A 23,728-nucleotide genomic window follows, 5' to 3' on the forward strand; every position below is an offset into this window, starting at 1 on the left:
TAGCTATGGGAAGAAATTATATGGATATGCTAGATGGTCTTTATATACTAGATGAAAATCAACAGCCTATTGCTCCAACAACTCTTGAGCAGTGGTCTAAGTGGCGGAAAGATGATAATAATCTACAAGTAGATTTAAGTATTTTTTCTTGGGGAAAAGTCTCTACAATCTTTTTAGGAAAGGATTATTCCAATTTCCCTAATCAAAAGCTACAGCTTTTTGAAACTATGGTTTTTGGAGGTGAACACAATGGTCAATTCAGAAGATATTCAACTTGGGAGCAAGCAGTACAAGGACATAAAGAAGTTTGTATGTTAGTTAAGGCTATCGGGGAAAAAGAATCCTAAGATTAAAAGGAAATACGTTTAAATTCCCAAACTAACATCGGCCACTCATAATCATCAGAATCAACTACAGTTATATACCATCTAAAAGAGGCTGTATACCTCTTTAATTCCATTGATTTAACTAACATATTATCTTCATCAGTAGTATCGTATCGATGACCGACTTGAATTAAATCACCTTCTCTAGTAATTGGCACTTCACATTCATAAAAAACAATGCCTCCATCGTCACCTATGGCAACGGGGAAGACATCAGGCGAAAAGGGATAGGCAATAACATACTGTTCTTGTTTTTCGGTTAGCTCAATACCACATTCTTTAACAATCTCCCGAGCTATTTCCGAGCGGTTCATGGTCAAAATTAATAGTTATTAAGTGTCTCTGTCGGTGGTCAAAAGCTTATTCTTTATTTTACTTTATAAAAGAGGTATTAGATTAATTAAGTGTTAAATAATCAGAAATTTCTGTCTTTTCTAACTCACTTAAAAAGCCAATTAATGCAAATGGACATTTACAACTTAGCTCTTGTTCTATAAAATCAGCATTTAGGTGATATTCTAGGCACACAATCTCAAAAATATCTTCAGTGGTTAATTCTAGATTTTCATCTAATTCCACTATCCGCATTTCTATTAAGTGAATTAGCTCTTCAAGAGAGAAGTAAATTTTTATTTTGGAAGAGATTATTAGCTGATTTATTTTAGCAACTATCATTTTTAACTCCGCTCTTCTTTTTAAACGTAATCTTCAAATAGGAAAATACTGTTGTAAGATTGGGTACAAAGAATTAGCAATCGCCTCAAACTTATCACCGTCTGGATAGGGACGAGAAATTTCCTCCCCATCTTCATTCAACCACTCTTGCCGTATGGGAGTGTACTCAAGCGATAGAATTGCAGTTCTCCACCATCCCGATAACGCTAGATGTTCACCAGACCAAAATAGCCGAAAATCAACCTTATTATTTCGATAAACTTCACTAATAGGATTAGAATAAGGACGATTTTTCGGATTAAAATTTTCGGTAAAGTAGCCTTGAAAATCAATTGTTATAAAACCTTTTTCAATTTCTGCTGTTAATTTAAAGCGAGAGTTTGGATAATGAGCAGATAATATTTTGGCGGCGGCTAATTCAAATTCTATAGGTAAAGTAGATAAACTCATTAATTAATAATTTCTTTGAATACCGATGCAAACATTATTGAAAAACTGATACAATTGATAAAAAGTTTCTGTTATTTATGCATAGGCTGGCGCTGCAATCATGCAAATAGCCAACTCCAATTCTAATGATAAGTTTGATAAATTCATAGCTCTTCTTTGCTGTCAACTCATGACCACATTAAAAACATCTTAGCTGAGTTTTCCCAGGCTAACATCTTCAATTGAGACTAAGGTTTCATCTTGAGCAACACCATACCTAAGCCACATCTGCAAATATCCTTTATTTGATACACCATTTTTATGGTCTTTACTTCTGTTTGAAAATATCTTTAATATATCAAATTAAAGCTACTCTAAAATCAATAATTTTTAAGAAAAAGTCTTATTGGAGTTTCAAAGGTAATCGTAAACTTATAAAAGCGCCTATACTATTTTACGCATTGAAATAATTTCCTTTACCACTTTAGTTCAACTCTATATCCTGACTGCTAATATGGTGTCCATTATGTGATAAATCATGTTTTATATGAAGTAATCGTTCTCTCTCTAAAATCATCGCTTCTAGCTCACTGGCACGTTCTTCTGAAAGTGGAAATATCTCCTCACGCGTCTGGAGATTACCTCGACAAATCGTCCGTTTACCTTCATTTCGCACAATGAAATCACCACTGGGTTGCACATAAGCAGTCCAATGGCTACCTATCTTAAACTGCTCAATTTCATTACTTGCAGATTGATTGGCTTGTCGCTGTTCGTAGGTAGTAGCGATCGCCCCTACCAAATTATCAAACATTTCTTTACGCCAGAGTTCACGGTGAATGGCTCGGAATTGCCCAGCAGTATCTAACTTTGGTTCTGATTCCGGTAATGGAACTTCTGGCAGATTGATTGACTCAGGATTAACCTTGAGGATAATACTAGAGCCATCTGGCTGCAAAGTAGCTGCAAATGTGGCACCAATCGGCAGTTTCGGACTGTCGGGAGCAAAAGTGCCTAAATTTTTGCCATCAATCTGTAATATTGGTGTACCGTTGTAACGATAATGCTCTGGGTGTGATTCGGGTAACTCAAAAACTCCTACTTCCAGAGTAACGCTGTGCTTTTTCCATTGCTTACTAGCAAAGTTTTCATTGGCGAAGTGATTGTATTTGATACCTAACACTTTAATTTCATCAAACTGAAAATCCTGAAGCTGTTGACATACTTCCTCTGTAAACAGGTTATATGCCAAAGCACCAACACCTGAATCCTGACGTGATGTTGCCCAACTATGATCTGCCGGTGGGATAATTCTCAAATCCTTGGGAATGTTAAGTTCATCTAAATCGTTAATGTTTTCGCCAAATTTAGCTGCTAATTTATCAACTACTTTGGGTGATAAGTCTTTCAAAGCAAATTCAATCAGAGGTAATTGAGGATGAATCGTGGCATCAAATTTAATTCCCTTTTGTTCTAAAGATTCTTTCCATTTAATAGCACCTGCACTAAAAGGAACACTCAAAACATAAATATCCTGTGGTAATGCAACGCTTGGCAGTTCATAATCATGCTCCAACGAAAACGTAATTTCCATCTGTTCTGCCAGCTTTAAACAGTCTTTGCGATGCCGATCTAATTCTGGACGGGTGTGTTGTGTATTCCACAGTGCCGCCGCGCCTTCTCTGCGAGACGCTACGCATTGACTGAGCCTGTCCGCACGACTTACAAATCGTTCCTCCGAAGTGGTGAATAATTCATCAATTTCCGCCCGATAGCTTTCGTAGAGCTTTCCTAGTTCCTCATTAAAGGCTTCCCTGTCATCTCCCACCCGTTCCTTAATTTCGTCTCTAGCTTGCTGAAACCTTGTTTTCAGTTCTTCTGCCCATTCCAAGGCATCTACAGATAGCGTCTCTTTGGGAAACAGGTAGCGAAACTCATGCCTATCTCTGCTGCGAATGCGTGTTGGTTCCCACAAAGGATTGACAACAACTCTTGCAATGACGTTGATTGAGCCGGGAGCATCCGCAGGCATGGCAAAGGAGCGATAAAGTCGTTCATCTTTCTTAAAGTCAAAGAAGTAACTGGGGTGAGACTCTGACCATTTTTTGGCATCGGCGAGTAAATTTTCCCCACCTATTTCCTTGATATCTTCCAATCTTTCTGCACTTTTGGGCGAATCTACCTCAACCTGAAGTGCTTGAAATAGACGATTTAGTAGCTTCCTTTGTCGTCTGCCAAATCGCTCTACATTCTCCCCTTCTTCGGGCATCGATGATTGTACACGCCCTATGTTTGTTGCTACTAGCCCAACTTTATTTTGACTGCTGGCAGCAGCAATCTCTGCTAAATTTTTGTATTTTAAGTTGCCTTCCTCATCTGTAATTTCCGTATACGCCAGCTTAGGGCGTTGTTTAACTGGTTCAAATCGTCCCGGTTCACCTGCACGGAGAGTTTCTTGAGCAATATTAGGCAGTTTACTAGCAGGGCTGACCATTAATTGGTCGCCGTCAAAATCGGCTTGGTGGTATTCCTCGGCATCCTTGGGGTGAATCCAAACTACGTTGCGAGTTTTCTTCAATTCTGGGTCGTGGATGTTACTGTAGAGGCGGATGTTGTCTGAGTTGACAATGGGGTAACGGGTGAGAATGACATCTCCTTCCGGTAGATGGGGTACACAGATTGTGCCACGAGTTAGGCGATCGCATGGCATTGCCATACCTGAATTATGGTTGTATCCTCCCTTAATCGCTAAATCGCGCCATTGATTGGCTATGTAATCGGTGGCAAACTTGCGGAATTTGGGAGTTTCAATCAATTGACCATATTTATCGCTGCGTAATAGGGAAATCCAGCGAGATTCCTGCGCTTGATTGTTAGCATTACCCTCAATTTCGTTAAAAGCTTCTTCTGACTGCTCTTGCTGCGATCGCTGTTGTTTGTCATATTGTTGGATGATGTATTTTGCCAACACCAAGGGATTGCGCTGCAACTCGGCAAGTTCTCTAGCTTTTTCTTCGGTGGGTTTGCTCAAATCTTGTTTGACTGCTTCTTCTGAGTACCAAATGGTAAACTGCCAACTATTATCATAACTGGTCGCTTTGGCGTTACCTCGATTACCGATTACCGCTTGGGGAAACTCATAGTCACCGCAGGGTATTAAGTTTTTGAGTTCTGACTTTTTAATGCCTTTAATTGAGGAACGATCCATAATAATGTCGTAGCCTTTGGCATCAGTCAAATTGGCATCGGGCAGGAAAGTACCTTTGGATAAGAAGCTGGTTTTTGGGCACTGAGAATTATCTGGTTCAGCCCAATTACTCCTCCAGGCAAACCGAAATTGGAATGGACAATTCCCTTCTCCTCCCAATTGTTTGGCAAGTTGGGGCGAAATCTTGCCGTGACAGTCTCCTGTTTTATAATGAGCATACTGTGGGTCTTCAAAGTCTACAATTTTAACTCGCACCCCTGTAAAAGTTTCTGAGCCTTTATAGCAATTACTAACTAGCAAAGAACCATAGCGACAGGCAGTATCCGGTTCTGTAGCGAATAAGCGTCTAATTTTTTTATGCAGTGAACCATCAGCAAAGTAATAACTATTACCAGAACTGAAAGCTAACTTGCGTCGGATTCCATCCTGAAAGGTTCTTTGTCTTAAATGGTTGGCATCTGGATTTTTACTATCAATTTTAACCAGTAATAGAGATTGTAAATCTTCTGCTTCAAACATCTGTTCGAGCAGAGAATTTTTAATGATTTCTGGTTCAGATAAATATCTCCCCTTACCATTGTTATACGACCCATCAAAGATAGGTATGCTCAAACCAGAACCTTCTAAGACTCTAGTGGTTAAATCCATTACCAATAATCTATTAGATAGCTTATCTAGCAAGCATGAAATTCCAATATCCACCTTGGCACGAAATTACACTCGATAAAATCATCCAAGTGGATAATTTACTGATTTCATGGCAGACGGTATTTTATACGGTATTAGCTCTGCTAGCAGACTTCCAAGAAAGTTAAATAGCTGAACAGTACTTTTAATCGTATTATCATTGTTGCGCTGTGTTACTTAAACTACACAATTTTGAAGCTCCCACTAGATTTTATGAATAAAAGAATTCAACGGCTAGAAGACGGTTTATTAGTAATGCTTTATGACGATGACCCAGATTCACCAGGAGATGAGTTGATCACTCCTTCTCATGATATATCCCAAGATGAGCATTACCCCGAATATGCTCATCTCAAACCTGGTGAAAGCATAATAATTAAGAAAAATCCTATCAACTCTACATCAGGTTCTTATTATCCAAGTGGATATGAAGATTTAGATGAATTCCTCAATAGCGATCCTGGAGCAATTGATCGACTAGGTGATGAAAGTTCAACTACTCGTGGTTGGCGTCCACCTGAACCAGATGAATCTTGGTAAAACTTCCCTTAAGATGCACGCATTAATAAGTTACCTTTTTGAATAACTGAAAACCTTGATTATCATTTTTTTGATAAAATAGGTAAGTTATTTCGGTGCGAATTGTGAAGCTCGATTTTCAAAATTTTTTATGCTGATAACATTTCTGAATAAGCTGTTTGTACAGGTAAATAAACTGTGAAGATACTGCCTTCCCCTACAGTCGATGAAACAGAGATATTCCCTTGATGGGCTTCAACAATTTGACGGGACAAATATAATCCTAAACCGTTCCCCCGACGTTGATGCTTGCCCTGTCGAAAGCGATCGAATAAGAGTAATTGTTCTTCTGGATTCATGCCAATACCTGTATCCTCTACTTCAATCGTTACCCCTTGAACAGTGGAATTGAGGCGAACTTCTACTGACCCAGTATCGGTGAAGCGAATGGCGTTACCAACTAAGTTAGTGAGGAGTCGGCGTAGTTCCAAGCGATCGCCTCTAACCCTAACTAAAAAAGCTTCAGTATCCTTTGTCAAGACAGCTTTGAGAGTTAAATGTTTAACATCAGCTAAAGGCATTAGTTCTTGCACTACTTGCTGACATAATTCCCACAGGTCAACTACAAAAAAATCCAAAGTTTTGCCTCCAGCTTCATACTGGTAAACTTCTAACAAGGTATCGACCATTGACAACAAAGTTTGGTTACTCTGAGCCATTTGTTCTAAAGATTCACGCATTGCTGATAAGGTATTGCCAAAAACACCTCTTTGCAGCAACTTTAGAAATTGGTCAGCAGCTATCAACGGAGTTCGCAGATCGTGAGTGAGGCGGGTCACAAAATCTTCCCGTCGCTGACTAAGGAACAGCTGTTCGTCCATACTGTGTTTCAATCTCAGCAAAGCCCGCACCCTGGCCAGTAATTCCTTCTTATCTACCGGCTTGCAAATAAATTCGTCTGCACCTGCATCTAAACCTTTGACAACACTTGATTTTTCAGAACCTGTCACCAGCAAAATTGGGATAAAAGGTAAGTTTGAATTGTGCTTAATTTGCCGAGTCACTTCGTAGCCATCCATATCCGGCATCACCACATCTAGGAGTACCAAATCGGGAGGAGATTCAGCAATTTTTAGCAATGCTTCAGCACCACTGTCGGCTATGATCACGTTGTATCCCTTCAGCTTCAAAGTGACTTGCAGCAAGCGGAGGCTGTCAGCTGAGTCATCCACTAGCAGAATTCTTTGGTTTCTTTCTTCTGAAGTTATATTCCAAGATAAAGTGTTCTTCATAAAACGCCTTTAATAAACCTAATCCCTTCCGAGTAGAGAAATAGAGTAGTCAAGCTAAATTTCGTTGGGAAAAGTGTAATTTCAACCGTCATGCTGACCACTACACGGCGATGAACATTCATCAGAATTTTTTGAAATTCAAGGCATTGGTCAATATAATTACTAATTCGTAATACTCGCTTCTAACGAGTAGCAAGCTACGTAATTGGTAATTAAGAAACTGGTTATAGTCTCCCATCTCTACAGGTCACAACCTTATGATTGAGGTCTAAATTTCCATGCATAACGTAATTACGAATTGTTAATCTGGCTATGTTATGTGTAAGAGCCAAGGTTCTCGCTTAGAAATAAGCTACATCCTCCTCTAAGTGTGATGTGGACACAAGTCAGAATAAACTGTATTAGTTTCAGTTTAACTTCAGTGCTTTTATATTTTTTTATACTTTAGGAAGATTTTTTCAGAGAATTTTCAGATTAAACGATGTCCATTTTGAACACTGGAGCTTTTTCAACAGCCAGTTGAGATATGTAGCCCTTGATATATGAACTTTTCAACCAATACTGTAAAAACTACTGGTTTCAACCTGGATGAGGTTTAATAACATTGAAATGCCGCTTTGCATCTCAATAGCCACATTTTGGCTAAATAGCTAAAATTTTTCGTCCAATGGAGTAATCCTTTCCTTGAAACCATATTCGACAGTTAAAAAAGTATAGTTACCAAGCTGCTGAGGTAAATGATGGTAGATATTCGAGTAGCAATTATTGAAGACCATAGCTTAACGCGGATTGGAATGCGTAGTTCCCTCAACGAGCAAGAAGGTATTCAAGTCGTGGGTGATGAAGCTACAGCCTCCAATGGGTTGAAACTGCTCCAAAGTACAAAACCAGACATAGCGATCGTTGATATTGGCTTGCCGGATAGAGACGGAATATGGCTGGTGCAGCAGTTTCGGGAATCTCTGGTGTCGGAAACTGCTGCACAGACTAAAGTAATAATGCTTACTTCGTTTGCCAAAGAGCAGATGGTACTGGCAGCGTTTGCAGCTGGGGCAGACTCTTACTGTGTGAAGACAATTAAGTTCGAGTTGTTGTTGGAAGCGCTGCATATCACCCATGAAGGTCAGTCTTGGATTGATCCAGGGATCGCTCGTATCGTTCTCAAGCATACTCGTCAAGGAGCGGCTGCTGCGGTGAAACCGAATGCTACTCAAACGGTAACAATCTCTGCAATTGACCCAGAGCAAGCAAGCATTCTACAAGCAGATCCATTGACAAATCGGGAACTGGAAGTCTTGGAGTTAATTGTCCAAGGCTATAGCAATAACGAGATTGCCCAGAAACTCTATCTCAGCTTGGGAAGTGTAAAAGTATATGTGCGTGGGGTTTTGAACAAGCTTTGTGCAAGCGATCGCACCCAAGCAGCTGTATTAGCGTTGCGGGCTGGTTTGCTAAATTGAAGTCACTGTACAGAAGCAGCTGTACAGTGCCAGTAAACCAAAAAGTTTTTCTCCAAAGAGCGAGTGCGTGTTCTATAGCACTCGGCACACCCCATTACTTAAATTTATGGAAGCATTTGAGTCGGTACTGAGTTGTTACCACCGATATAGAAAACCTCAGCATTACAAACAAAACTCTCCCCAAAATGCTTTAGGGATTCTGTCATAGCAGTTTTGGCTGCACCAGATTCCTCTATTTCACGATCCTTTTCGCCCTTACTTGTATCAGCGAATTTAACAAAGATACGATTTGAAACAGAGTCATATGTTGCAGTTACATCACGATTATTCGTAGGTGCTCTCAATCCTTCGGCAATTCGATTAGCCATAGCTATGCAGGCACGTGTTCCTTTGTCAGATAATTGTTGTAAGCTAATTAAGTTTAGCTTGCTACTAGTTGGAAATCCAATTTCAGTAACAGAACGCTCAATGCTGCGGTATATCTGAAGAAGTTGATGATCGGCTTTGAACTCACCACTAATAATCCTTCTTAACTTAATTTTTTTTGGAACAATTTTTTCTCCTTCAAATTCCCACTCATAGTTTGATTCCTTCTGAAGTAAATCTTTGAGTTCAGATTTCATTCTATCTTTTGTTGAAGTACTGAATTGATCGAAATTTGTTTGCTTTGATTCTTTCTCCATTTGCCTCACTAAATCAGAAGTGAAGTCAAAGCTTGCTGTGCCATTGGTTGAACCTCCGAAAATATCGAAAACATTAACCTTTGTTGCAAGGCTGCCACTACCTTTATTATTCGTGTACTCTTCGTCTAACTGCTTCAATAACGATTCACGATTACTCCATTTTGTGCCATCCTGAATATCCTCTTTTGCTGTATCTATAACTTTCTCAATAGCACTAGTCATAGCCTCACTTGTAGACAATTTTTCTTTTGTAATTACATCAGGCTTAAATGATTCTTTGTCAATGAATATATCTTTAGCATCAGAAGGCGGAAAATCTACTGCTGTAATTTTGGTCAAATCCTGAATAAATCTATCAAGCAATTCTTTCTTTTCATTGAGTGTTAATTGTTTGGCTCCTACTTTTGCAGAATCAGATACAATAGTGATTTTTATACTTCTTAAAATGCTGTCAAACGAATTTGATATCTGATCAATTGTAAAAGCTTGATTCTCATTATCGATATTTTTATCTGCATTTTCGTCATTAACCAAGTTTTTCCAATCTACTTTTCTGAAATCACCCGCACTGATCTCAATCTTATCCTCTGTTACGCCTACAGATGGAATAGTTAGCTCAATATAAAAATCTTCATCTTTATTCTTAACGCGGTCAGCAAATTTCTTGGCAGTTTCTACATTAGAGAACTTAAACTTAGCCTCATGCTGTTCGCTTAATGGAATGAAACTTAATCCAGTATTAGGATAAGTATAAGGAGATGCTTCTTCAAACTCAGGAATTATTTTTATACCAATTAAAGGTACGAAACTAATTTGATTAGCCGAGAGTTCAACACTTTTGCTACGTTCTCTTATTTCATTTAAAATTAAATCAAGCAGTTCTTGAGTGCGACATTGAAAAAGAACTTCAACTGTAGTGTCGTCAGTTGTCACTGTTGGGTTTCCTGTATCATCGGATACTAGAAAAAACAAGGGAGTATGATAAAAAATTTGGTCGGTAATATCACTTACTGCTTTTGCATCTTTATAAACAAGAATATCTCTACCTTTGAAACCAGTGATATTAGCAAATACTTCAGTGGAAATTGAGATACCCATGTTTTTTCTCCTTCCTTAGTTTATTTTCTTCGAGTCATCGAGATGTGCTATACCAACGAATTTAGGCATATTTGACTAGTCCAGCCCAGCTAAAGTAACAAAACGTAATTATAGTTTGGGAACACAAGTAAATAGGCATTAATACCTCTATGCCAGGATGAATGGCTCTAGCAAAGATGCCATTTCCGGCATAAAGGTACTCTAGTCCACTGCTGGTGTGTGTTGGTAGAGATGAAGTTGTGACAAGTTTGTAACCAATAATACTTTCAAGCAATGAGTTCATTGAGGATTTCCTGTACAAGCATAGCAACACTTTTTTGATTGCCGATAGGCACAAAGTCAGATACAGGATAGGTTGCGCGTCTACATCTTTTGTGCAGTTTTAGAAGTTGCTGGCGAACATCCTTGCGGTATTTTTGTGATTTACTTATTGTTAAATGGTTAGTGAAAATACTGGAAATAAACAAATTCCAAGCATGGTTAATTGATAGACCATTAGCAGCAGGTGGTTCGTTCACTCCCCAGCAAACCTGTCCAGAACTGTAGACATTGGGTAGTGGCACATGAAAGGCTGGTGCTTGAGGAGTAAACTCCTGTTCTTGAATTGCCCAAACCCAATACTTTAATCCCTTGCCCACAAACACCATTGCAGGTAGTGGAACGGTTAAAGATCCAAGTTCATCGCAGTTAATTGTATAAGTGGTTGATGGGATAAATTTTACCAAATATGTGTCTGTACTGCCCGTACCCCAGCGCACAATTCCTGGTTCCATCCAACCTGTATCAATGGGTTCATTGCTGAAAGCAGTTCTCAGGGCTGCGGGTGAGATACATTTGTAAATATGAGCATCGGCAATTTCTTTGTCTCGGTGGTGGAAGATGTAAATGCCATCCAAAAACAGCAATTCTGCTTGAATTATTGGAGATTTTCGGGGAGGGTCTGCCAGGATTGCTCGTAGAATTTCGCTGGATAGAATTGGTGTCGATGTAACGTCGATTAACGTGGTTTCAATGCTTGTTTCCATAGTTTTAGTAGGATTTGAGCATGAGGTTTTAAGTCTGCTTCTAGCCAATCAATTAAATTGGCTGCACAGTTCAGCATTCGGTTTGCTTGCTGCCATTTTCTGGTGAGCAAATCAATAGATGCTTTTGACCAAGGTAAAGAGGTGCGGTCAGGTTGGTAGTAATAATCGTCTGCGTACTCATCTAACCAAAGGTTTTTAGTTTCATGGTCTAGCAGCTTTAAAGTTAAAGGCAGAAACTTTAAAGGATTATCTAAGTGATAACACTGCCGTTTCAGTTTTTTGTGGTCAATTTTGTCTGGGTGGTCGATGGCAGTGTAGGTAATTTCGTAAATAGCAAATTCACTATCAAACCAGTCGCTACCTTCTGGGTGTATGTCATCGAGCCAACGGCGACTGTCATGGCTAAAGGGTAAAAGTAGTTGCCAACCATCTTTGAGATGTTCAATTTCTCCATCCATTGTCCAGTCAATACCCATTGGGGTAATAGGAATGCTATGCAATCTTTGTTCGTAGGCTGTTTCTACAGTCCAGTGAGATAACGGAAACAGATGAGTGTAAATCAGTACAATGAATTCCAGTTCTCTGGGACTATGGCAATCTACATCTGTAGGTGGGTAAATATTGGCTTGGCTGGCTTTCCATTCGGTGGGAAAGTAGTGCTGATACAGTGCTAGTAAGGAGTAAATGTTGAGTTGGGTTTCCAGATAATCGAGTGATTCTGTGGCATCTAAGGTAAGTTGGCACTGACAAAGACTATAGATTGCCTCTGCCATACTGAGGGGTACGAGGTGAGACATATTTTAGTGCAACTCGTTATTATGGGGGCCGGAATTGAATAACAAAGAGACAGAGGTAGGGTGTGGGGTCTACTTCAATCGAAATGCTAACTGCTGTAATGTGGGCAATCATTTATCCCTCAAGTCAATTTCCGCCCCCTTTTGTCAGCATTCAAAAACCTTCAGGGATAACGCTAGATGTAGGAGTGCAGGCTGTTAAGGATTTTAGGGTTTGGTTGAGTGACTCAGAAAATTCTGTTCCAGATGCGATCGCCTCTTCAATCTGGACTGATAGCTGTCCTGCATTTTGCCAGTCAATTCCAGTGATGATCTGACGTTGACGCATTTGGTAGCACATTTGGACTGCGAGGTTGATTTCTTCAGGAGCCACTATCAGGCAATCTAGAGGAGAAGTACCTTTTTTACCGGGCTTCTTGATGATGTGAATGGGTTCTCCTGGTTGACGCTCAATGTCTGCGTTTGCCAGTTCAGCGCAAAGAGGAGTAAAGGCATCGCGTAGTAATTGGTCGTCAAAGGCGATCGCTTCTGGAATCCAGTGCTGTTGACCTTCGTAGATAACAAGTAATTTATTGGTATTTGTAGTAGTCATGGCATTTAAAACAGTGATATCTGCGTAGTATTACTGGCTGGTTTAGTAGTATCTGAGCTAGCAGTTTCAGTGCGAACTGGAGTCTGGGCAGTGGGCGGTTTATTGATTTTGACAGCTTTAGTCCGGGTTATATTCCGGCGAATTTGGCGATTAGGAAAATCGGCTTTGAGTTCGTCCAGTAGTTGAACAATTGCAGGTGGTAAATCACCGAGTTCTTCTTGATTGAGCATGGTAACTACAGGGAAATCACCGTGGCTGCTGGCAGCAATCATTACAGGTCTATCTCCTGTTTGTTGTGTAGGTAGTAAGGTAATAACGATTTGAACTTTGCATTGCTCGAAAATAAATGGTTCTAGTTGATTTACCTTGTTGGTAGCAGATGTTTCTATGTCATCGTCATCTAACTGATGAGAGTCGATTTCATCTTCGGCGTAGCTATTTTCATCACTTACTGGTTCTAAAAGTTGCAAGAAGTTAGGTTTACCTGCACGCAAGCGTTCCCTGTCAAATAGCAATCCTAAAGCTTGGAATTGTTCTTCAGCAGTGGTTTTTCCCTGTTGTTCTGAAATGTAAGATTTTAAGGTTTCAGATGTAACAGTAAGGTTGGCTTTGACAATGGCCTGTTCTGGTGTTAGCCATTTTGTAGTCATAGCTTTTTTAGCCTTGTTAACTGGTGTGCAAGCAGTTGTGGCGGTAGCCAGAAGTAGAAACTGTTTTTGAGACTACGGTACTGCTAGACTAAAACATATCCCCTTTGCTTTTCTCGACTGAGCCATGTCTACGGTAATTACCCAATCCCTGACTCTGGAGGAGTTTCTCAAGCTACCAGAAACAAAGCCTGCAAGCATTTACATTAATGGTGAGATTATTCAGAAGCCAATGTCAAAAGGAAAGCATAGCCGATTACAGTTAAGGCTATGCAACAGTATTAATGATGTTGCCGAAAGCGTGCATATTGCTTATGCCTTTCCAGAACTGCGCTGTAGTTTTGGTATCCGCTCAGTAGTACCTGATGTAGCGGTTTTCAACTGGTCGCGTATTCCCTTTGCTGCTGATGGGGAGGCACCCAATGATTTTCTGCTTCCTCCAGACTGGACAATTGAAATTCTTTCTCCCGAACAAAGTTCAAATCGAGTCACAGGCAATATTCTCTATTGCTTAGATCATGGTTGCCAATTAGGTTGGTTAATAGACCCAGAAGATCGTTCTATTTTGGTCTTCCGTCCAAATCAACAACCAGAACTTTTGCAGGGTGATGAGCGTTTGCCAGTGTTAGCCGGGATAGACTTGGAGTTAACTGTTACTCAGGTGTTTGGTTGGCTAAAAATGAGCAGTTAGAGAAACAGATGAAACACTATTTATTTTAGAAACCAGGCTTAATTCAGTTACGTTTGAACATATTTAACTTTCCTAGTGCCAACCTACTTAAGTATCAAAAAATAGTTATAAGTAGCAGCCAACAAAACAGTAAAATCCCTGTTGTTGGCTGATAAATCAGTTAAAGCTATTGCTAAGTTAAAAGCGAGTCTTTGAAGTCATGAATTGCTGTTGGTAAGACGGGATGGCAAGTTTCTGATATTTGGAAGGATATTAGATTAGATAATTTCTAGTTATTATCTTTATTTTGTTCTTTTTGATTTGTAAAAGTTTAACAAATGTGTGGTTATGTTTACTGGGTACTATCCAATTATTCTTTATCCACCACTAGTGAGACGTTTATACACTAAAGATTCTACAAGTCGGGAGCATTTGAAAGCTTCGTTTCAAGGATGTGTTCAATTATCAAATGGAAATGGTACGGCCAAGCAAGGTGTCAGTGAAAAGCAATTTTTTCGCCATTTACTGTGTGCTTTTCTAGAGAATCTTATCTGTCAAGCGGTGGAATTTGAAATTCCTGGTTCGTCTAGACGTTATTCGGCTGATTTTATCCTTTACCATCGGTTTTCTGGGTTAGCTCTCGATATTGAGATTGATGAACCTTATACTGGAGATACAGGTAAGCCTCACCACTGTATTGATGTTGATGACGATAAAATCCGTAACCGTTTTTTCTTAGAGCGCAATTGGGGTGTGGTGAGATTTGCAGAAGTTCAGGTGGTACGTCATCCTTGGAGTTGCTGTAAGGCGATCGCTCAAATCATCGCTCGGTTGACTGGAGATGATAGCGTGTTCATATTATTGCAAAGATTGGCTGATGTTCCTTTACAAAAACAGTGGACAAAGCGTGAGGCTAGGCTGATGGCTAAGAACAATTATCGTCAGTCTTATTTACCAAAAATGGGAAAGTAAAACTAGAGATAGTACTTTCAATACTCATCTTTAATAGTCATATAGTCTCCCTGGAATAGGGCTACCGTGTACACACAAGTATTTTGGAGTTGTCCCACACCGTTTTAATCCTGTACAAAGATATGTGTACACGGTAAATTATGGGTAGAATTGGAAGAGTGTTACATCGATTTTGTCAATCTTGCGTTAACTAATCTTTTTGGTTTTCTTACGCACTGCTTTTTTGATTTACGGTGTGACTTCCACTTATGAATGCTCATGACAATTGAGCCAAAGTCCCGACTGGCAAAGGCTATTGTTTTATTCGCACTGTGCCAAATTGTATCTGCCTCAGTTGGCTCAAGTGGAGGTGTACAGCGATCGCAATATCGGTCAAATAGTTGGCGTGGTTCGGGATGATAAGCGATTCGGTGTTTGGTAAGTAAATTAGATGTACCCAGTAGATTACGAGCTAATTTGTAGCCAGCATTGTTTCTGTTTCCCTCAGATTCGCCATAAGTTAGTAAAGTGCGATCGCTCAAAGTTAAACAGATAGATAAAGGAACAGACACTCCGCTAGCGCGTAGTTGTTTAAGAGATGAGCAATTATCTCTGGTTGTAGCCTGTGTTACTGTCCCTCGTCGGCAATGTAAGGTTGGGCGAGGTGCAGTAATAGAACGTTGCAGTAGCGCTGTTTGTGGGTCGATAACTTCTCCATTTTTCGCTCTTGTGAGAAGCTGCACCCACCTGCGCCAACGTTGCTCAGAAAGTTCGTAGGGAAATAAGGCTGTAGAATCAAATGCGGTTTCTAGCTCTTTCACGTTGTACTGACAGTTTGACCAATGCTCTAGGGTAATAGGGATGGTTGCACTCAATATTCCATCCACCACCCGTCTGCGAAGCATACCTGGCAGTCTCATGGAACGAGCCAAGTTGCAAATGGCTGGATCTGCGTTTTGGATAATCGTCAGTTGGCGATTGAGGTACAGCCATTCAGCAGGATTTAAAAAATGGCTGCATTTAAAGTAAACGTGCAGGGATTTCCCACCTGTGTAAACTACGGCAGCGGGTTCCAAGTTGATTTCATCCCTTAGCCGGTTCACAGCTTGTCGCTGCTCACTCAATCCCAAATCATCAATTTCGTAGAACAAACATTGGCATTGACTAACGTGCTGATTGCTGATGCCCTTGTCTGGTTGGTTGGGGTAAAAGCTGACTGTAGCACCAAGATATGACATTTTAAATGCCAATGCCCAACCATCAGCATAGCGTTTAGGTGTCAATCGCCAGCAGGTGTTGCCCTGTTTGTCTCGACTTCCATAAGCGCAGCAGTATAGTTGAAATCCTTGCTGGGTGATTTTACCGCAGAGAATGTAGTGGGAGTAGACAAATTGACCATTGCGGCAGTAATTCTTCCAGTTTTCAGGTATCATTTCTCTGGGCAAGTCCCAAGAAATCCTGAGCCAAATTTTGGTTCCGGTGGTAAAACCTATTTGTCTAAGAAATTTAATCGTTGTTTGTCTGGAATTTAAGGTCATGGCAGTTACGCCTAGAGAGTTTATCCCTCTCTAAGTGGCGTTAGCTGCGCTAGAACCAACTTCTCCACATTTTACTTACATAAATTTTTGCCTGAAACCTTTAATTGGCTTGGCTCACTCAGGAAAAAATAATAACTGATATCAAAGTTCCCAATTTTGAAGCTCTGGTATTTGGCTTTGGTTGGGTTGCGAGTGATTGTTAGTTAGCATTCCATTCCAACCAGCTTCACCGGGAGAAACTTCTTTGGCTTGAGGTAGTTCAGCCAGTATCTCAGCTATCAAGTTCTCAACTTTCTCATTATTTTTAAAAGCGATGACTACTGTATCGATCGCTCGCAAAAATTCTAAAGGTATTTGCTCACTATTGCCTACACTCCAATACAATGTAGGTTTGCGCTTTTCTTTGTCAACAGTTGATTCTAAGGCAATGACAGAGAGAACTTCAATCGGGTCACTCACCAATACTGCTCTTTCTACTGTGGCATCTGTAGCAATCCAAAAACTACCATTTTTCGTAGCTTCAGAGTTCAGGGGAATAGCGGTGAAGTTACCTGTTGGTTCTAGCTGCTTGGCAAGAGTTGGAAGATCGTCGAGCGTGCGTTCCACAAATATTGCTTGACCTATTTGACTTGCATAGAGCCAACCCTTTTCATACAGTTCTGTGAGCAGAGAATTGGGGAAATTGTACTGCTGGCTTAACTTTAGGCGTATTTGCTCCCAGTTTGTTGGTTCTGGTATAGGCAAGGAGTTTGTTTGAGTAACTGCTGGTGTGGGATTTTCAACAGTTTGCTCCATAAGTTTCTTTGTGCGTTTGTCATCCTGTTTTGGAGGCACTGCTGATGTGGGATTTTCAACAGCTTGCTCCATCAGTTTCTGGATACGTTTGTCATCCCGCTTGGGACTGTAGTTTACCCCTCGATGCTTTTGTAAACCAGGAAAAGTATATGCTTTACCGAGATGCGTACCACTAAAAGCCACACCGTCAAGTTGGTAACTAATGCCTTTGACTTTGCCCGTGCGAGTATAACCAACGCGGACATTAACACCTTGTTGTTGCGATCGCTCTATTAACTCTGGCATAGTAGGATGGTCGTGGGTTGCTTGGTCGAGCGATCGCTGGAGTCTCACTCTAACGCTTTCCTCTCCAGTTCTGGCAAGTTGCCTACGTTCGCCAGTAGTTGGACTGTGCTTATCTTTTTCCCAACTTGGTTGCACCGATTGCAAATTGTATTCCTGCTCAAACTTGCGAATTACCGCTTCACTTCTGCGATCGTCCCAGCTATCAGAAACTGTAGTGCCATCTAATTGAATGCGACTGGCAGCAATATGTATGTGTTCATGAGTCCGGTCAGTATGCCGCACTACGACATATTGGTTCATATCAAAACCCATTGCTTGCAGATACTTCTGGGCGATTTCATCCCAAGTATCATCATCTAAACTCTCTTTGTGAGCCAAACTAAGAGAAGCGTGATAAACAGCCCTGTTCACCTTCGGGTTTAATCTTCGAGATATACCAAATTCAGCTGCTAATTCGCGTGGGTTTGTTCCTTCCATATTCCCACCGATTTGTCTTGCTCCATCTTTGCCAAAGAGGTAGTTTAGCAGTCCCCGAAAACTTTTACCTTTGATGTGCTTGCCAATCATGCTTCATCTTGTAAATCAGTGATTAAATCAATTTCAGCAATCTCTCGCCGCACCTGTTTCACCAAATCTCTTACCTGTGACAACAATGCTCTATCTACGACCACAGGTTCTCCCATAAGTACTGAAGTATTGATTGCTTTAGCTATTTGGTTGAGATTGTTACCTATTTTCCCCAACTCCCAGTAAGTTTGGCCTGCTACTTTGGTGACACGCCTGGGCAATCTATTTTTCAGAGTCTTGGCACGAAACAACTCACTCATAGTGAGATTATTTTCATCTGCCATTAACTGTGCTTTCTCGTATTCTGCCAAAGTCAGTCTAATGTCTATTCTGTGTGAGCGTTTCTGTCGCATTATTGATGCATTAGTCATTAGCTGTTTTAAGTTTGACGACTGCACTATCATTTGTCATTGACCAAGCGGTTACTTACGATTCTGGTTCGATGCCAAGATGCGATGCGAGATAACGAAATGCGCTGCAATAGCTTTGCTTGAGTACTAAGAAAGTCAAGATAGCGCTAGGGGTATCTCAAACGAAAGTGAGCGATCGCCTACGGCAAGGCGTAGCACATCGCGCAATTAAAAAGCTAATCCGCCCAAACCTCGCAGAAATTTTCTAGGCTAAACTTTTACAGAGAATTTTCGTATCGTCTTCCCTTCTGTCACGGTGGTTGACCTACTGAGGTAGGGGAACCGTGAAAAGAGGGCAAGTTTGTTGCCGCACCTGGGGGGTGCGTTTTTTCTCCCCAGAAAAAATGTCCGGACAGCAACATAGCTTGCTACTCACCAAAGGTTTTTTTGGGCTACTCAAATCAACTGTTAGATGAATATGTAATGGATCGCTGATGGATTTGTATTGGATCTCTCATGGCATAATCTTTGTCAATAGTTAATAATTGTTGCAAATAAAAATTATACATAGAATATGTATGCCATACAAATGGATCTCTATTGGATCAACATTGTCACTGTAATGAATCCGCAATGGCTCATTCGTGGAACTGGCATGGATCTGTGATGGCACACTTTTCTAAATCGAATTTCTTAGCAGAAAAGTAACGACTTAATTAACAGCAGCAAAAAAAAATAACCAACTGGATAAAATTTGCCTTCAACAAAATGGTCAGTAGAGTGATGTTCACAGCCAGTATTTGCATTTAAGTTAAAAGCAGCTTTTATGGATAATCACAACCACAGTCAATGTCAAACCTGATAGTCAGTTTTGACCCTGGTGCTTCCTTGACCAAGATTGTTTACGAACTAGCAACTGAAGGCAAACCACATTTGATGACAATGGAACCAGAGATGCTGAAGTTGCCTCAAAGTTCGATTGACGCTTATATGTCGAGTCGCAAGGGTCTGGAATCTCCTAAACCAGCAGATGAAGCCTGGGTGTCAAGTCCTGCGGATGGTGATACACAATGTACGGTAGTTGGATTCCTGGCACAGCAGTTTTCAGCATCTGCCAGACTCGATAAGCTCAAGTACGAAACCTCAATTCACAAAGCCTTGGCGGTTATTGGTGCGATCGCTCAACATAACAAATTGCCTAACAGGTTTTCACTATCACTGACCTCACTACTACCCTATGGTGAATATCAAAATCGCCAAGCATTTGAGCAACAGTTACAGTCTGCGCTCAAGGATTTTAGGTTTCGGGGTCAAAGGTTGCGGGTGAAGCTGGAGCGATTCGAGTGTTTACCCGAAGGTGCGGGATTGGCAATGATCCGTCAACGCCAGAATGGTAAAGAATGGTTCAACGCCCAAACCATTGCAGTGCTAATGTTTGGGCATCGCAATACCAGCCTTCTATTATTTGAACGGGGCAAAATGACGGCGGGTTACACCAATGGGTTGGGCTTTCACCAAATGGTAAAGCGAGTAATTGAGCGCACATCTGGGCAGGATGCCACTGTTTTGACCTCTGCCATCTATGCAGCCGGTTCAGATATCACGGCTGATAACCAAGCAATTCGCACTCTGGTCAAAAGCAGAGAACCTAAAAACATTGATTATGAATTGCAGATGATTGTTAATGCCATTGCTACAGCTAAAGCTGAGTATTGGTCTAGGCTTTACGATTGGCTGGAATCAACTTTACCTGCGGTAAACGAGGTGATTTTGAGTGGTGGCGCAGCATTGTACTTAGAGCAAGAGTTACAAGACTGCTTTCAAGAAATTTCAACTTATTGGGGTGCTGACCTACAGCAGCAGGTACAAGAAGTATTCAAGGATAAAAGTAATGATTATTGCCGCACTTTCCGAGAGCAGGAAGCTTTGTCGTTTAGGTTGATTGATGCGTTTGGTTTGTTTATGCGGTTTAGAGCGCAAATCGAGAAGGTAGCATAACTATGACTAATAATAAATTACGTAAAAATCATGACACTAATAGACAGCGCAAAATTTTTAGATTTTCTTACCATCCTTACTCAAATACAGTAGACGGCCAGTTAATCACATATTTGCAACAGGGAGATGAAGCGCGTTCTAGCAAAGAGATGGTATTGCAGGCATTACGAATGTGCTGGTTGCCTTTAGCATACAAAGCACAAGCAGATGCAGGTGTAGATATTAGCGATCAAGAACTGCGTCGGGTAGGGTTGATTTGTTGTCATGCCCTGGAACAACATTTGGCTTATTTACGAATGGAACTAGGATTACCACATAAATCAAGTGATGTTTTGCCTATGCCTATAAGCACTATGACCAATCCTCAAACGCTTGCTACTATGTTCGGTCTAGATGCAGGTAATTTCAGTCACATTAATCCTGATGATAATATTGGCGAAAACAAAGGTAGTAGTAATAGCAATAACAATTGTAGCAGCAAGGCAAAACACAAAATAGATTCTGATTCCTTCATTGCTGGTGAGGGGTCTTTCTATGATGATACAGACAATATGTTTGAGAATATTTAAGTATTTATTAATGCACATTTAGTCAAATCAGAAAGGAGATTTAAGATGGCAGCAATTCACTTCATGGATGGTGAAAAAGGTGGAGTTGGCAAGTCTTTGTTTGCACGGGTTATGGTGCAATACTGTATTGACAATAAGCTCTCTTATGAATTGGTAGAAGCAGACCAAAGTAATCCAGATGTGGGCGCATTTTACCCAGATAATCATAAAACAGCAATTTTTAGCGAATCAGAACGTAAAGCTTACGATGCTGATGAAATTTTTAATTTAGCACTAACAACTTCTGTCATTGTCAATTTACCTGCTCAAGTATACCCAGCAGTAACTGATTGGATTGAACGTAATCAAATCCTAGAACTTACTGGGAAAAATAAGGTCAAAATATATAAGTGGTTTGTTTGTAGTGGTGGATATGACAGCGTTCAATTATTTATGCAATCTCTCGAACGCTTTGAAAACAAGATTAAGCACATATTTGTACGCAATTATGGTTTATGTGATGACTGGAAACACGTAGATGGACGTAAGAATTTACAGGAATTAATCAAAGCTTATAAAGTAGCTGTCATCAATTTTCCCAAATTCAGCTATCGAGAGCGGGATATCCTTGATGCCAATCAGATAAATTTTTCTGCGGCTAGAGATTATGGAGAGTTAGGTGTATTGGGTAAGCAGCGATTACACAATTTTCTCAAAAGAACTTCTGACGAAATTGAGAAAGCTAAAATCTGGAACCCTCCGGCAGCTTCAATTACTTCCCCCACAGAAAAATTTGATGATGCTAATGTCAACAGCAAGGTTGCTACCAAGAAGTAATCTAATTCAGGAGTGCTGTACATGGATAGCGGGGCGTTTAGCCCGTGCAATTAATTTTACTTTTTTACTCAGCACTCAGCACTCAGCACTGTTTCGGTGACATCTCCCACCATCAAATAAAATTACCAAATAAGCGTGGGGGACGAGGACGCGAATTAGCTAAAAGCAAATACAGATATGAGTAATTCTCACACTGAAGAACTCGATTTAGACGATGAGTTTTTGGATTCAGTAGCTGCTAGAGGTAAAGGACTGAGCCAAATTCCTTACCCAACTTTACTAGATTTAGCCATTCGAGGTAAAGACGATTCATTTAAAGCTAGGGTTTGGGAAATAGTAGTCCAAACCGGACTTGACCCTGATGACCCAGCATTTCTGATAATGATTGCTACTGGTAGGCTACAAGTACTGTTGGAAGACAATCCCAAAGAAATGGAAGCAATGTTTGACCTATGGCAAACGCAGCTTTATGACCATCTCCAGACATATGAAAAGGCAGCAGTAAAAGGTCAACAAAAAGCGATCGCTCAGGCTGTAACAGGATTAATTAGGCGTACTGAATTTGAACGTGCTATTCATTCAGTTCCCTCTTTAATTGCTGCGGGAATACTGCTATTAATTGCAGCTGGAGTAGGTGGACTAGTAAGTGTAGGTGGAATGTCTTGGTATCAATCCAGTCATCTAGATCCTGCTGGGCCACGCCAACTCACACAAGCCCAAGCCAATGCTTTGGAATGGGCAACCAGTAATGAAGGTAAGTTTGCTCACAACTTAATGCAATGGAATCAAGATTTGCTGAGTCGTGACCAAAACGGTCAACTTACTTGTGCTAAGGATGTCAAGCGTTTGGGGGTAACACTGCAAATTGGAGCAAGTAGCAGAAAAGCCTCGTCCGGGTTCTGCACGTTATGGACATCACCTAGCAATCAGCGCCAGTTTGTATCTAAACCGCGTCTACCTTGAAAATCATAGTTTTTTGGAACTAGAGTAAAGTTCAGAACTCAAAGCACGACCGAATAATATACTCTCCTTAAAAACTCCAGGTTTCAAAATGGACGGGGTTTAAGTTAAAAAATTACTTGTCAAGTTCTCAATCGTAGAAGAGGATTCAGGAGATGTTTACCTGCAAAGTTAACTGGCTTTGGCTGCTGGTAATAGGAGGTATAGTTACAGCTTGTACGCCTACTACTGTAAATGTCAGTGGCAAGGATGAGAAGAATACGACTCAAGCTCAAACTGTACCTGATTATCCGCCGATGTATGATGTGGATGTTAAAGTTTGTGGCAACATTATTGCCCCTCTCAAGGATGGAAAACGTTGTGTCAATCAACAATTACGTTTGTGGGGCCCAGTAGGAGAGGCAAAATTAGTTCGTGCTGGTATTTCTCTACCATCAGTTTCTAGCGTAGAGCATAAATTAGCGATCGCCTCGAAAGGCTGTTACCCTGTTTATTCCCAACCTGACCAGCAGCAGTTTTATTGGGCTAATTCCATTATTCAAGTCAACAGGGGAGAAACTGCACCTACAGTCGAAGTCAAGCCAACTCAACTTTCAAACCAGCAGATTGATGAGTTGATGACTAGTAAACTTTCCAGTCGGACAATTACAACATTTGGTGGGGTGGGGTGCGAAGCTGCATCTTCGGTAAAATAAAGCTTTTACGGTTGAGGGTGGGTGGGCAAAAAAGTTACC

Annotated in this window: 26 protein-coding genes; 12 read left to right on the plus strand and 14 right to left on the minus strand. The window is 40.6% G+C overall.

Annotated features, from left to right (window positions below; all coding sequences use genetic code 11):
- Positions 1-20: 20 nt before the first annotated feature.
- Positions 21-347 (plus strand): hypothetical protein, encoded by a 327-nt coding sequence (locus RMZ95_RS18205; RefSeq protein ID WP_409882980.1) that lies wholly within the window; start codon positions 21-23, stop codon positions 345-347.
- 2 nt (positions 348-349) lie between these two features.
- On the opposite strand, the gene RMZ95_RS18210 is transcribed toward RMZ95_RS18205, so the two are convergent.
- The 4 genes from RMZ95_RS18210 to RMZ95_RS18225 form a co-directional block, all read right to left on the minus strand.
- Positions 350-700, minus strand: a complete 351-nt coding sequence (locus RMZ95_RS18210) for a hypothetical protein (protein ID WP_409882982.1) — start codon at positions 698-700, stop codon at positions 350-352.
- A gap of 82 nt (positions 701-782) precedes the next feature.
- On the minus strand, positions 783-1,061 hold the full coding sequence (locus RMZ95_RS18215) for a hypothetical protein (RefSeq protein ID WP_409882984.1): 279 nt from the start codon (positions 1,059-1,061) through the stop codon (positions 783-785).
- Positions 1,062-1,094: 33 nt separating this feature from the next.
- On the minus strand, positions 1,095-1,511 hold the full coding sequence (locus RMZ95_RS18220; protein WP_409882986.1) for a hypothetical protein: 417 nt from the start codon (positions 1,509-1,511) through the stop codon (positions 1,095-1,097).
- A gap of 463 nt (positions 1,512-1,974) precedes the next feature.
- Positions 1,975-5,346 carry a hypothetical protein gene (locus RMZ95_RS18225; RefSeq protein ID WP_409882988.1) on the minus strand — a complete coding sequence of 1,124 codons (3,372 nt, stop codon included), beginning with the start codon at positions 5,344-5,346 and terminating at the stop codon, positions 1,975-1,977.
- A 35-nt stretch (positions 5,347-5,381) separates the two neighbouring features.
- On the opposite strand from RMZ95_RS18225, the gene RMZ95_RS18230 reads away from it, so the two are divergent.
- Together RMZ95_RS18230 and RMZ95_RS18235 are read left to right on the plus strand one after the other, a co-directional pair.
- A complete protein-coding gene (locus tag RMZ95_RS18230; RefSeq protein ID WP_409882990.1) occupies positions 5,382-5,513 on the plus strand; it encodes a hypothetical protein in 132 nt (43 codons plus the stop codon).
- Positions 5,514-5,598: 85 nt separating this feature from the next.
- Positions 5,599-5,925, plus strand: coding sequence for a hypothetical protein (locus tag RMZ95_RS18235; protein ID WP_409882992.1), 327 nt, complete (start codon positions 5,599-5,601; stop codon positions 5,923-5,925).
- A 128-nt stretch (positions 5,926-6,053) separates the two neighbouring features.
- Here RMZ95_RS18235 and RMZ95_RS18240 read toward each other — a convergent pair whose 3' ends face one another.
- Positions 6,054-7,196: an ATP-binding protein gene (locus tag RMZ95_RS18240; protein WP_409882994.1), complete on the minus strand. Its 1,143-nt coding sequence runs from the start codon at positions 7,194-7,196 to the stop codon at positions 6,054-6,056.
- A 740-nt stretch (positions 7,197-7,936) separates the two neighbouring features.
- Here RMZ95_RS18240 and RMZ95_RS18245 point away from each other — a divergent pair.
- Positions 7,937-8,656, plus strand: a complete 720-nt coding sequence (locus tag RMZ95_RS18245) for a response regulator (protein ID WP_409883147.1) — start codon at positions 7,937-7,939, stop codon at positions 8,654-8,656.
- A gap of 104 nt (positions 8,657-8,760) precedes the next feature.
- Here the strand turns inward: RMZ95_RS18245 and RMZ95_RS18250 are convergent, their stop codons facing one another.
- From RMZ95_RS18250 to RMZ95_RS18275, 6 genes are all read right to left on the minus strand, one after another.
- Entirely contained in the window at positions 8,761-10,437 is a 1,677-nt protein-coding gene (locus RMZ95_RS18250) for a hypothetical protein (RefSeq protein WP_409882996.1), read from the minus strand.
- A gap of 61 nt (positions 10,438-10,498) precedes the next feature.
- Positions 10,499-10,720 carry a hypothetical protein gene (locus RMZ95_RS18255; RefSeq protein ID WP_409882998.1) on the minus strand — a complete coding sequence of 74 codons (222 nt, stop codon included), beginning with the start codon at positions 10,718-10,720 and terminating at the stop codon, positions 10,499-10,501.
- The gene (locus RMZ95_RS18260) at positions 10,704-11,462 is read right to left on the minus strand and encodes a hypothetical protein (protein WP_409883000.1); all 759 of its coding nucleotides are present in this window, start codon (positions 11,460-11,462) and stop codon (positions 10,704-10,706) included. Before RMZ95_RS18260 ends, RMZ95_RS18255 begins: the two co-directional genes overlap by 17 nt.
- Complete coding sequence (locus tag RMZ95_RS18265; protein WP_409883002.1) at positions 11,435-12,259, minus strand: hypothetical protein; 825 nt, start codon at positions 12,257-12,259, stop codon at positions 11,435-11,437. The genes RMZ95_RS18260 and RMZ95_RS18265 overlap by 28 nt, the downstream gene beginning before the upstream one ends.
- A 151-nt stretch (positions 12,260-12,410) precedes the next feature.
- Positions 12,411-12,848, minus strand: a complete 438-nt coding sequence (locus RMZ95_RS18270; protein WP_409883004.1) for a hypothetical protein — start codon at positions 12,846-12,848, stop codon at positions 12,411-12,413.
- 5 nt (positions 12,849-12,853) lie between these two features.
- Entirely contained in the window at positions 12,854-13,498 is a 645-nt protein-coding gene (locus RMZ95_RS18275) for a hypothetical protein (RefSeq protein WP_409883006.1), read from the minus strand.
- Positions 13,499-13,622: 124 nt separating this feature from the next.
- On the opposite strand from RMZ95_RS18275, the gene RMZ95_RS18280 reads away from it, so the two are divergent.
- Positions 13,623-14,186 carry a Uma2 family endonuclease gene (locus tag RMZ95_RS18280; protein WP_409883008.1) on the plus strand — a complete coding sequence of 188 codons (564 nt, stop codon included), beginning with the start codon at positions 13,623-13,625 and terminating at the stop codon, positions 14,184-14,186.
- A gap of 327 nt (positions 14,187-14,513) precedes the next feature.
- The gene (locus RMZ95_RS18285; protein ID WP_409883010.1) at positions 14,514-15,137 is read left to right on the plus strand and encodes a hypothetical protein; all 624 of its coding nucleotides are present in this window, start codon (positions 14,514-14,516) and stop codon (positions 15,135-15,137) included.
- Positions 15,138-15,298: 161 nt separating this feature from the next.
- On the opposite strand, the gene RMZ95_RS18290 is transcribed toward RMZ95_RS18285, so the two are convergent.
- The 3 genes from RMZ95_RS18290 to RMZ95_RS18300 form a co-directional block, all read right to left on the minus strand.
- Positions 15,299-16,654, minus strand: coding sequence for a hypothetical protein (locus RMZ95_RS18290; RefSeq protein WP_409883012.1), 1,356 nt, complete (start codon positions 16,652-16,654; stop codon positions 15,299-15,301).
- 141 nt (positions 16,655-16,795) lie between these two features.
- Entirely contained in the window at positions 16,796-18,301 is a 1,506-nt protein-coding gene (locus RMZ95_RS18295) for a relaxase/mobilization nuclease domain-containing protein (RefSeq protein ID WP_409883015.1), read from the minus strand.
- A complete protein-coding gene (locus RMZ95_RS18300; RefSeq protein ID WP_228043408.1) occupies positions 18,298-18,672 on the minus strand; it encodes a plasmid mobilization protein in 375 nt (124 codons plus the stop codon). The genes RMZ95_RS18295 and RMZ95_RS18300 overlap by 4 nt, the downstream gene beginning before the upstream one ends.
- A 119-nt stretch (positions 18,673-18,791) precedes the next feature.
- Here RMZ95_RS18300 and RMZ95_RS18305 point away from each other — a divergent pair, with 119 nt between their 5' ends.
- From RMZ95_RS18305 to RMZ95_RS18330, 6 genes are all read left to right on the plus strand, one after another.
- Positions 18,792-18,920, plus strand: a complete 129-nt coding sequence (locus RMZ95_RS18305; RefSeq protein WP_409883017.1) for a hypothetical protein — start codon at positions 18,792-18,794, stop codon at positions 18,918-18,920.
- Between the two features lie 580 nt (positions 18,921-19,500).
- Positions 19,501-20,649 (plus strand): ParM/StbA family protein, encoded by a 1,149-nt coding sequence (locus tag RMZ95_RS18310; RefSeq protein ID WP_409883020.1) that lies wholly within the window; start codon positions 19,501-19,503, stop codon positions 20,647-20,649.
- 2 nt (positions 20,650-20,651) lie between these two features.
- Complete coding sequence (locus tag RMZ95_RS18315) at positions 20,652-21,218, plus strand: hypothetical protein (protein WP_409883022.1); 567 nt, start codon at positions 20,652-20,654, stop codon at positions 21,216-21,218.
- Between the two features lie 45 nt (positions 21,219-21,263).
- On the plus strand, positions 21,264-22,034 hold the full coding sequence (locus RMZ95_RS18320) for a mobilization protein (protein ID WP_409883024.1): 771 nt from the start codon (positions 21,264-21,266) through the stop codon (positions 22,032-22,034).
- Positions 22,035-22,211: 177 nt separating this feature from the next.
- The gene (locus RMZ95_RS18325; protein ID WP_409883026.1) at positions 22,212-22,997 is read left to right on the plus strand and encodes a DUF6753 family protein; all 786 of its coding nucleotides are present in this window, start codon (positions 22,212-22,214) and stop codon (positions 22,995-22,997) included.
- 152 nt (positions 22,998-23,149) lie between these two features.
- Positions 23,150-23,689 (plus strand): hypothetical protein, encoded by a 540-nt coding sequence (locus tag RMZ95_RS18330; RefSeq protein WP_409883028.1) that lies wholly within the window; start codon positions 23,150-23,152, stop codon positions 23,687-23,689.
- Positions 23,690-23,728 lie beyond the last annotated feature (39 nt).

This window comes from Nostoc sp. DedQUE07 (assembly GCF_034530975.2).
Classification (GTDB): domain Bacteria; phylum Cyanobacteriota; class Cyanobacteriia; order Cyanobacteriales; family Nostocaceae; genus Nostoc.

What these genes read in the sequence shown, in the direction of transcription:
- RMZ95_RS18310 (WP_409883020.1), top strand. Translation starts at nt 19,501, where the DNA reads ATGTCAAACCTGATAGTCAGTTTTGACCCTGGTGCTTCCTTGACCAAG.
- RMZ95_RS18245 (WP_409883147.1), top strand. Translation starts at nt 7,937, where the DNA reads ATGGTAGATATTCGAGTAGCAATTATTGAAGACCATAGCTTAACGCGG.
- RMZ95_RS18225 (WP_409882988.1), bottom strand. Translation starts at nt 5,346, where the DNA reads ATGGATTTAACCACTAGAGTCTTAGAAGGTTCTGGTTTGAGCATACCT.
- RMZ95_RS18250 (WP_409882996.1), bottom strand. Translation starts at nt 10,437, where the DNA reads ATGGGTATCTCAATTTCCACTGAAGTATTTGCTAATATCACTGGTTTC.
- RMZ95_RS18295 (WP_409883015.1), bottom strand. Translation starts at nt 18,301, where the DNA reads ATGATTGGCAAGCACATCAAAGGTAAAAGTTTTCGGGGACTGCTAAAC.
- RMZ95_RS18220 (WP_409882986.1), bottom strand. Translation starts at nt 1,511, where the DNA reads ATGAGTTTATCTACTTTACCTATAGAATTTGAATTAGCCGCCGCCAAA.
- RMZ95_RS18285 (WP_409883010.1), top strand. Translation starts at nt 14,514, where the DNA reads ATGTTTACTGGGTACTATCCAATTATTCTTTATCCACCACTAGTGAGA.
- RMZ95_RS18265 (WP_409883002.1), bottom strand. Translation starts at nt 12,259, where the DNA reads ATGTCTCACCTCGTACCCCTCAGTATGGCAGAGGCAATCTATAGTCTT.
- RMZ95_RS18210 (WP_409882982.1), bottom strand. Translation starts at nt 700, where the DNA reads ATGAACCGCTCGGAAATAGCTCGGGAGATTGTTAAAGAATGTGGTATT.
- RMZ95_RS18255 (WP_409882998.1), bottom strand. Translation starts at nt 10,720, where the DNA reads ATGAACTCATTGCTTGAAAGTATTATTGGTTACAAACTTGTCACAACT.
- RMZ95_RS18235 (WP_409882992.1), top strand. Translation starts at nt 5,599, where the DNA reads ATGAATAAAAGAATTCAACGGCTAGAAGACGGTTTATTAGTAATGCTT.
- RMZ95_RS18300 (WP_228043408.1), bottom strand. Translation starts at nt 18,672, where the DNA reads ATGACTAATGCATCAATAATGCGACAGAAACGCTCACACAGAATAGAC.
- RMZ95_RS18290 (WP_409883012.1), bottom strand. Translation starts at nt 16,654, where the DNA reads ATGACCTTAAATTCCAGACAAACAACGATTAAATTTCTTAGACAAATA.
- RMZ95_RS18205 (WP_409882980.1), top strand. Translation starts at nt 21, where the DNA reads ATGGATATGCTAGATGGTCTTTATATACTAGATGAAAATCAACAGCCT.
- RMZ95_RS18230 (WP_409882990.1), top strand. Translation starts at nt 5,382, where the DNA reads ATGAAATTCCAATATCCACCTTGGCACGAAATTACACTCGATAAAATC.
- RMZ95_RS18270 (WP_409883004.1), bottom strand. Translation starts at nt 12,848, where the DNA reads ATGACTACTACAAATACCAATAAATTACTTGTTATCTACGAAGGTCAA.
- RMZ95_RS18260 (WP_409883000.1), bottom strand. Translation starts at nt 11,462, where the DNA reads ATGGAAACAAGCATTGAAACCACGTTAATCGACGTTACATCGACACCA.
- RMZ95_RS18240 (WP_409882994.1), bottom strand. Translation starts at nt 7,196, where the DNA reads ATGAAGAACACTTTATCTTGGAATATAACTTCAGAAGAAAGAAACCAA.
- RMZ95_RS18325 (WP_409883026.1), top strand. Translation starts at nt 22,212, where the DNA reads ATGAGTAATTCTCACACTGAAGAACTCGATTTAGACGATGAGTTTTTG.
- RMZ95_RS18320 (WP_409883024.1), top strand. Translation starts at nt 21,264, where the DNA reads ATGGCAGCAATTCACTTCATGGATGGTGAAAAAGGTGGAGTTGGCAAG.
- RMZ95_RS18280 (WP_409883008.1), top strand. Translation starts at nt 13,623, where the DNA reads ATGTCTACGGTAATTACCCAATCCCTGACTCTGGAGGAGTTTCTCAAG.
- RMZ95_RS18315 (WP_409883022.1), top strand. Translation starts at nt 20,652, where the DNA reads ATGACTAATAATAAATTACGTAAAAATCATGACACTAATAGACAGCGC.
- RMZ95_RS18330 (WP_409883028.1), top strand. Translation starts at nt 23,150, where the DNA reads ATGTTTACCTGCAAAGTTAACTGGCTTTGGCTGCTGGTAATAGGAGGT.
- RMZ95_RS18215 (WP_409882984.1), bottom strand. Translation starts at nt 1,061, where the DNA reads ATGATAGTTGCTAAAATAAATCAGCTAATAATCTCTTCCAAAATAAAA.
- RMZ95_RS18275 (WP_409883006.1), bottom strand. Translation starts at nt 13,498, where the DNA reads ATGACTACAAAATGGCTAACACCAGAACAGGCCATTGTCAAAGCCAAC.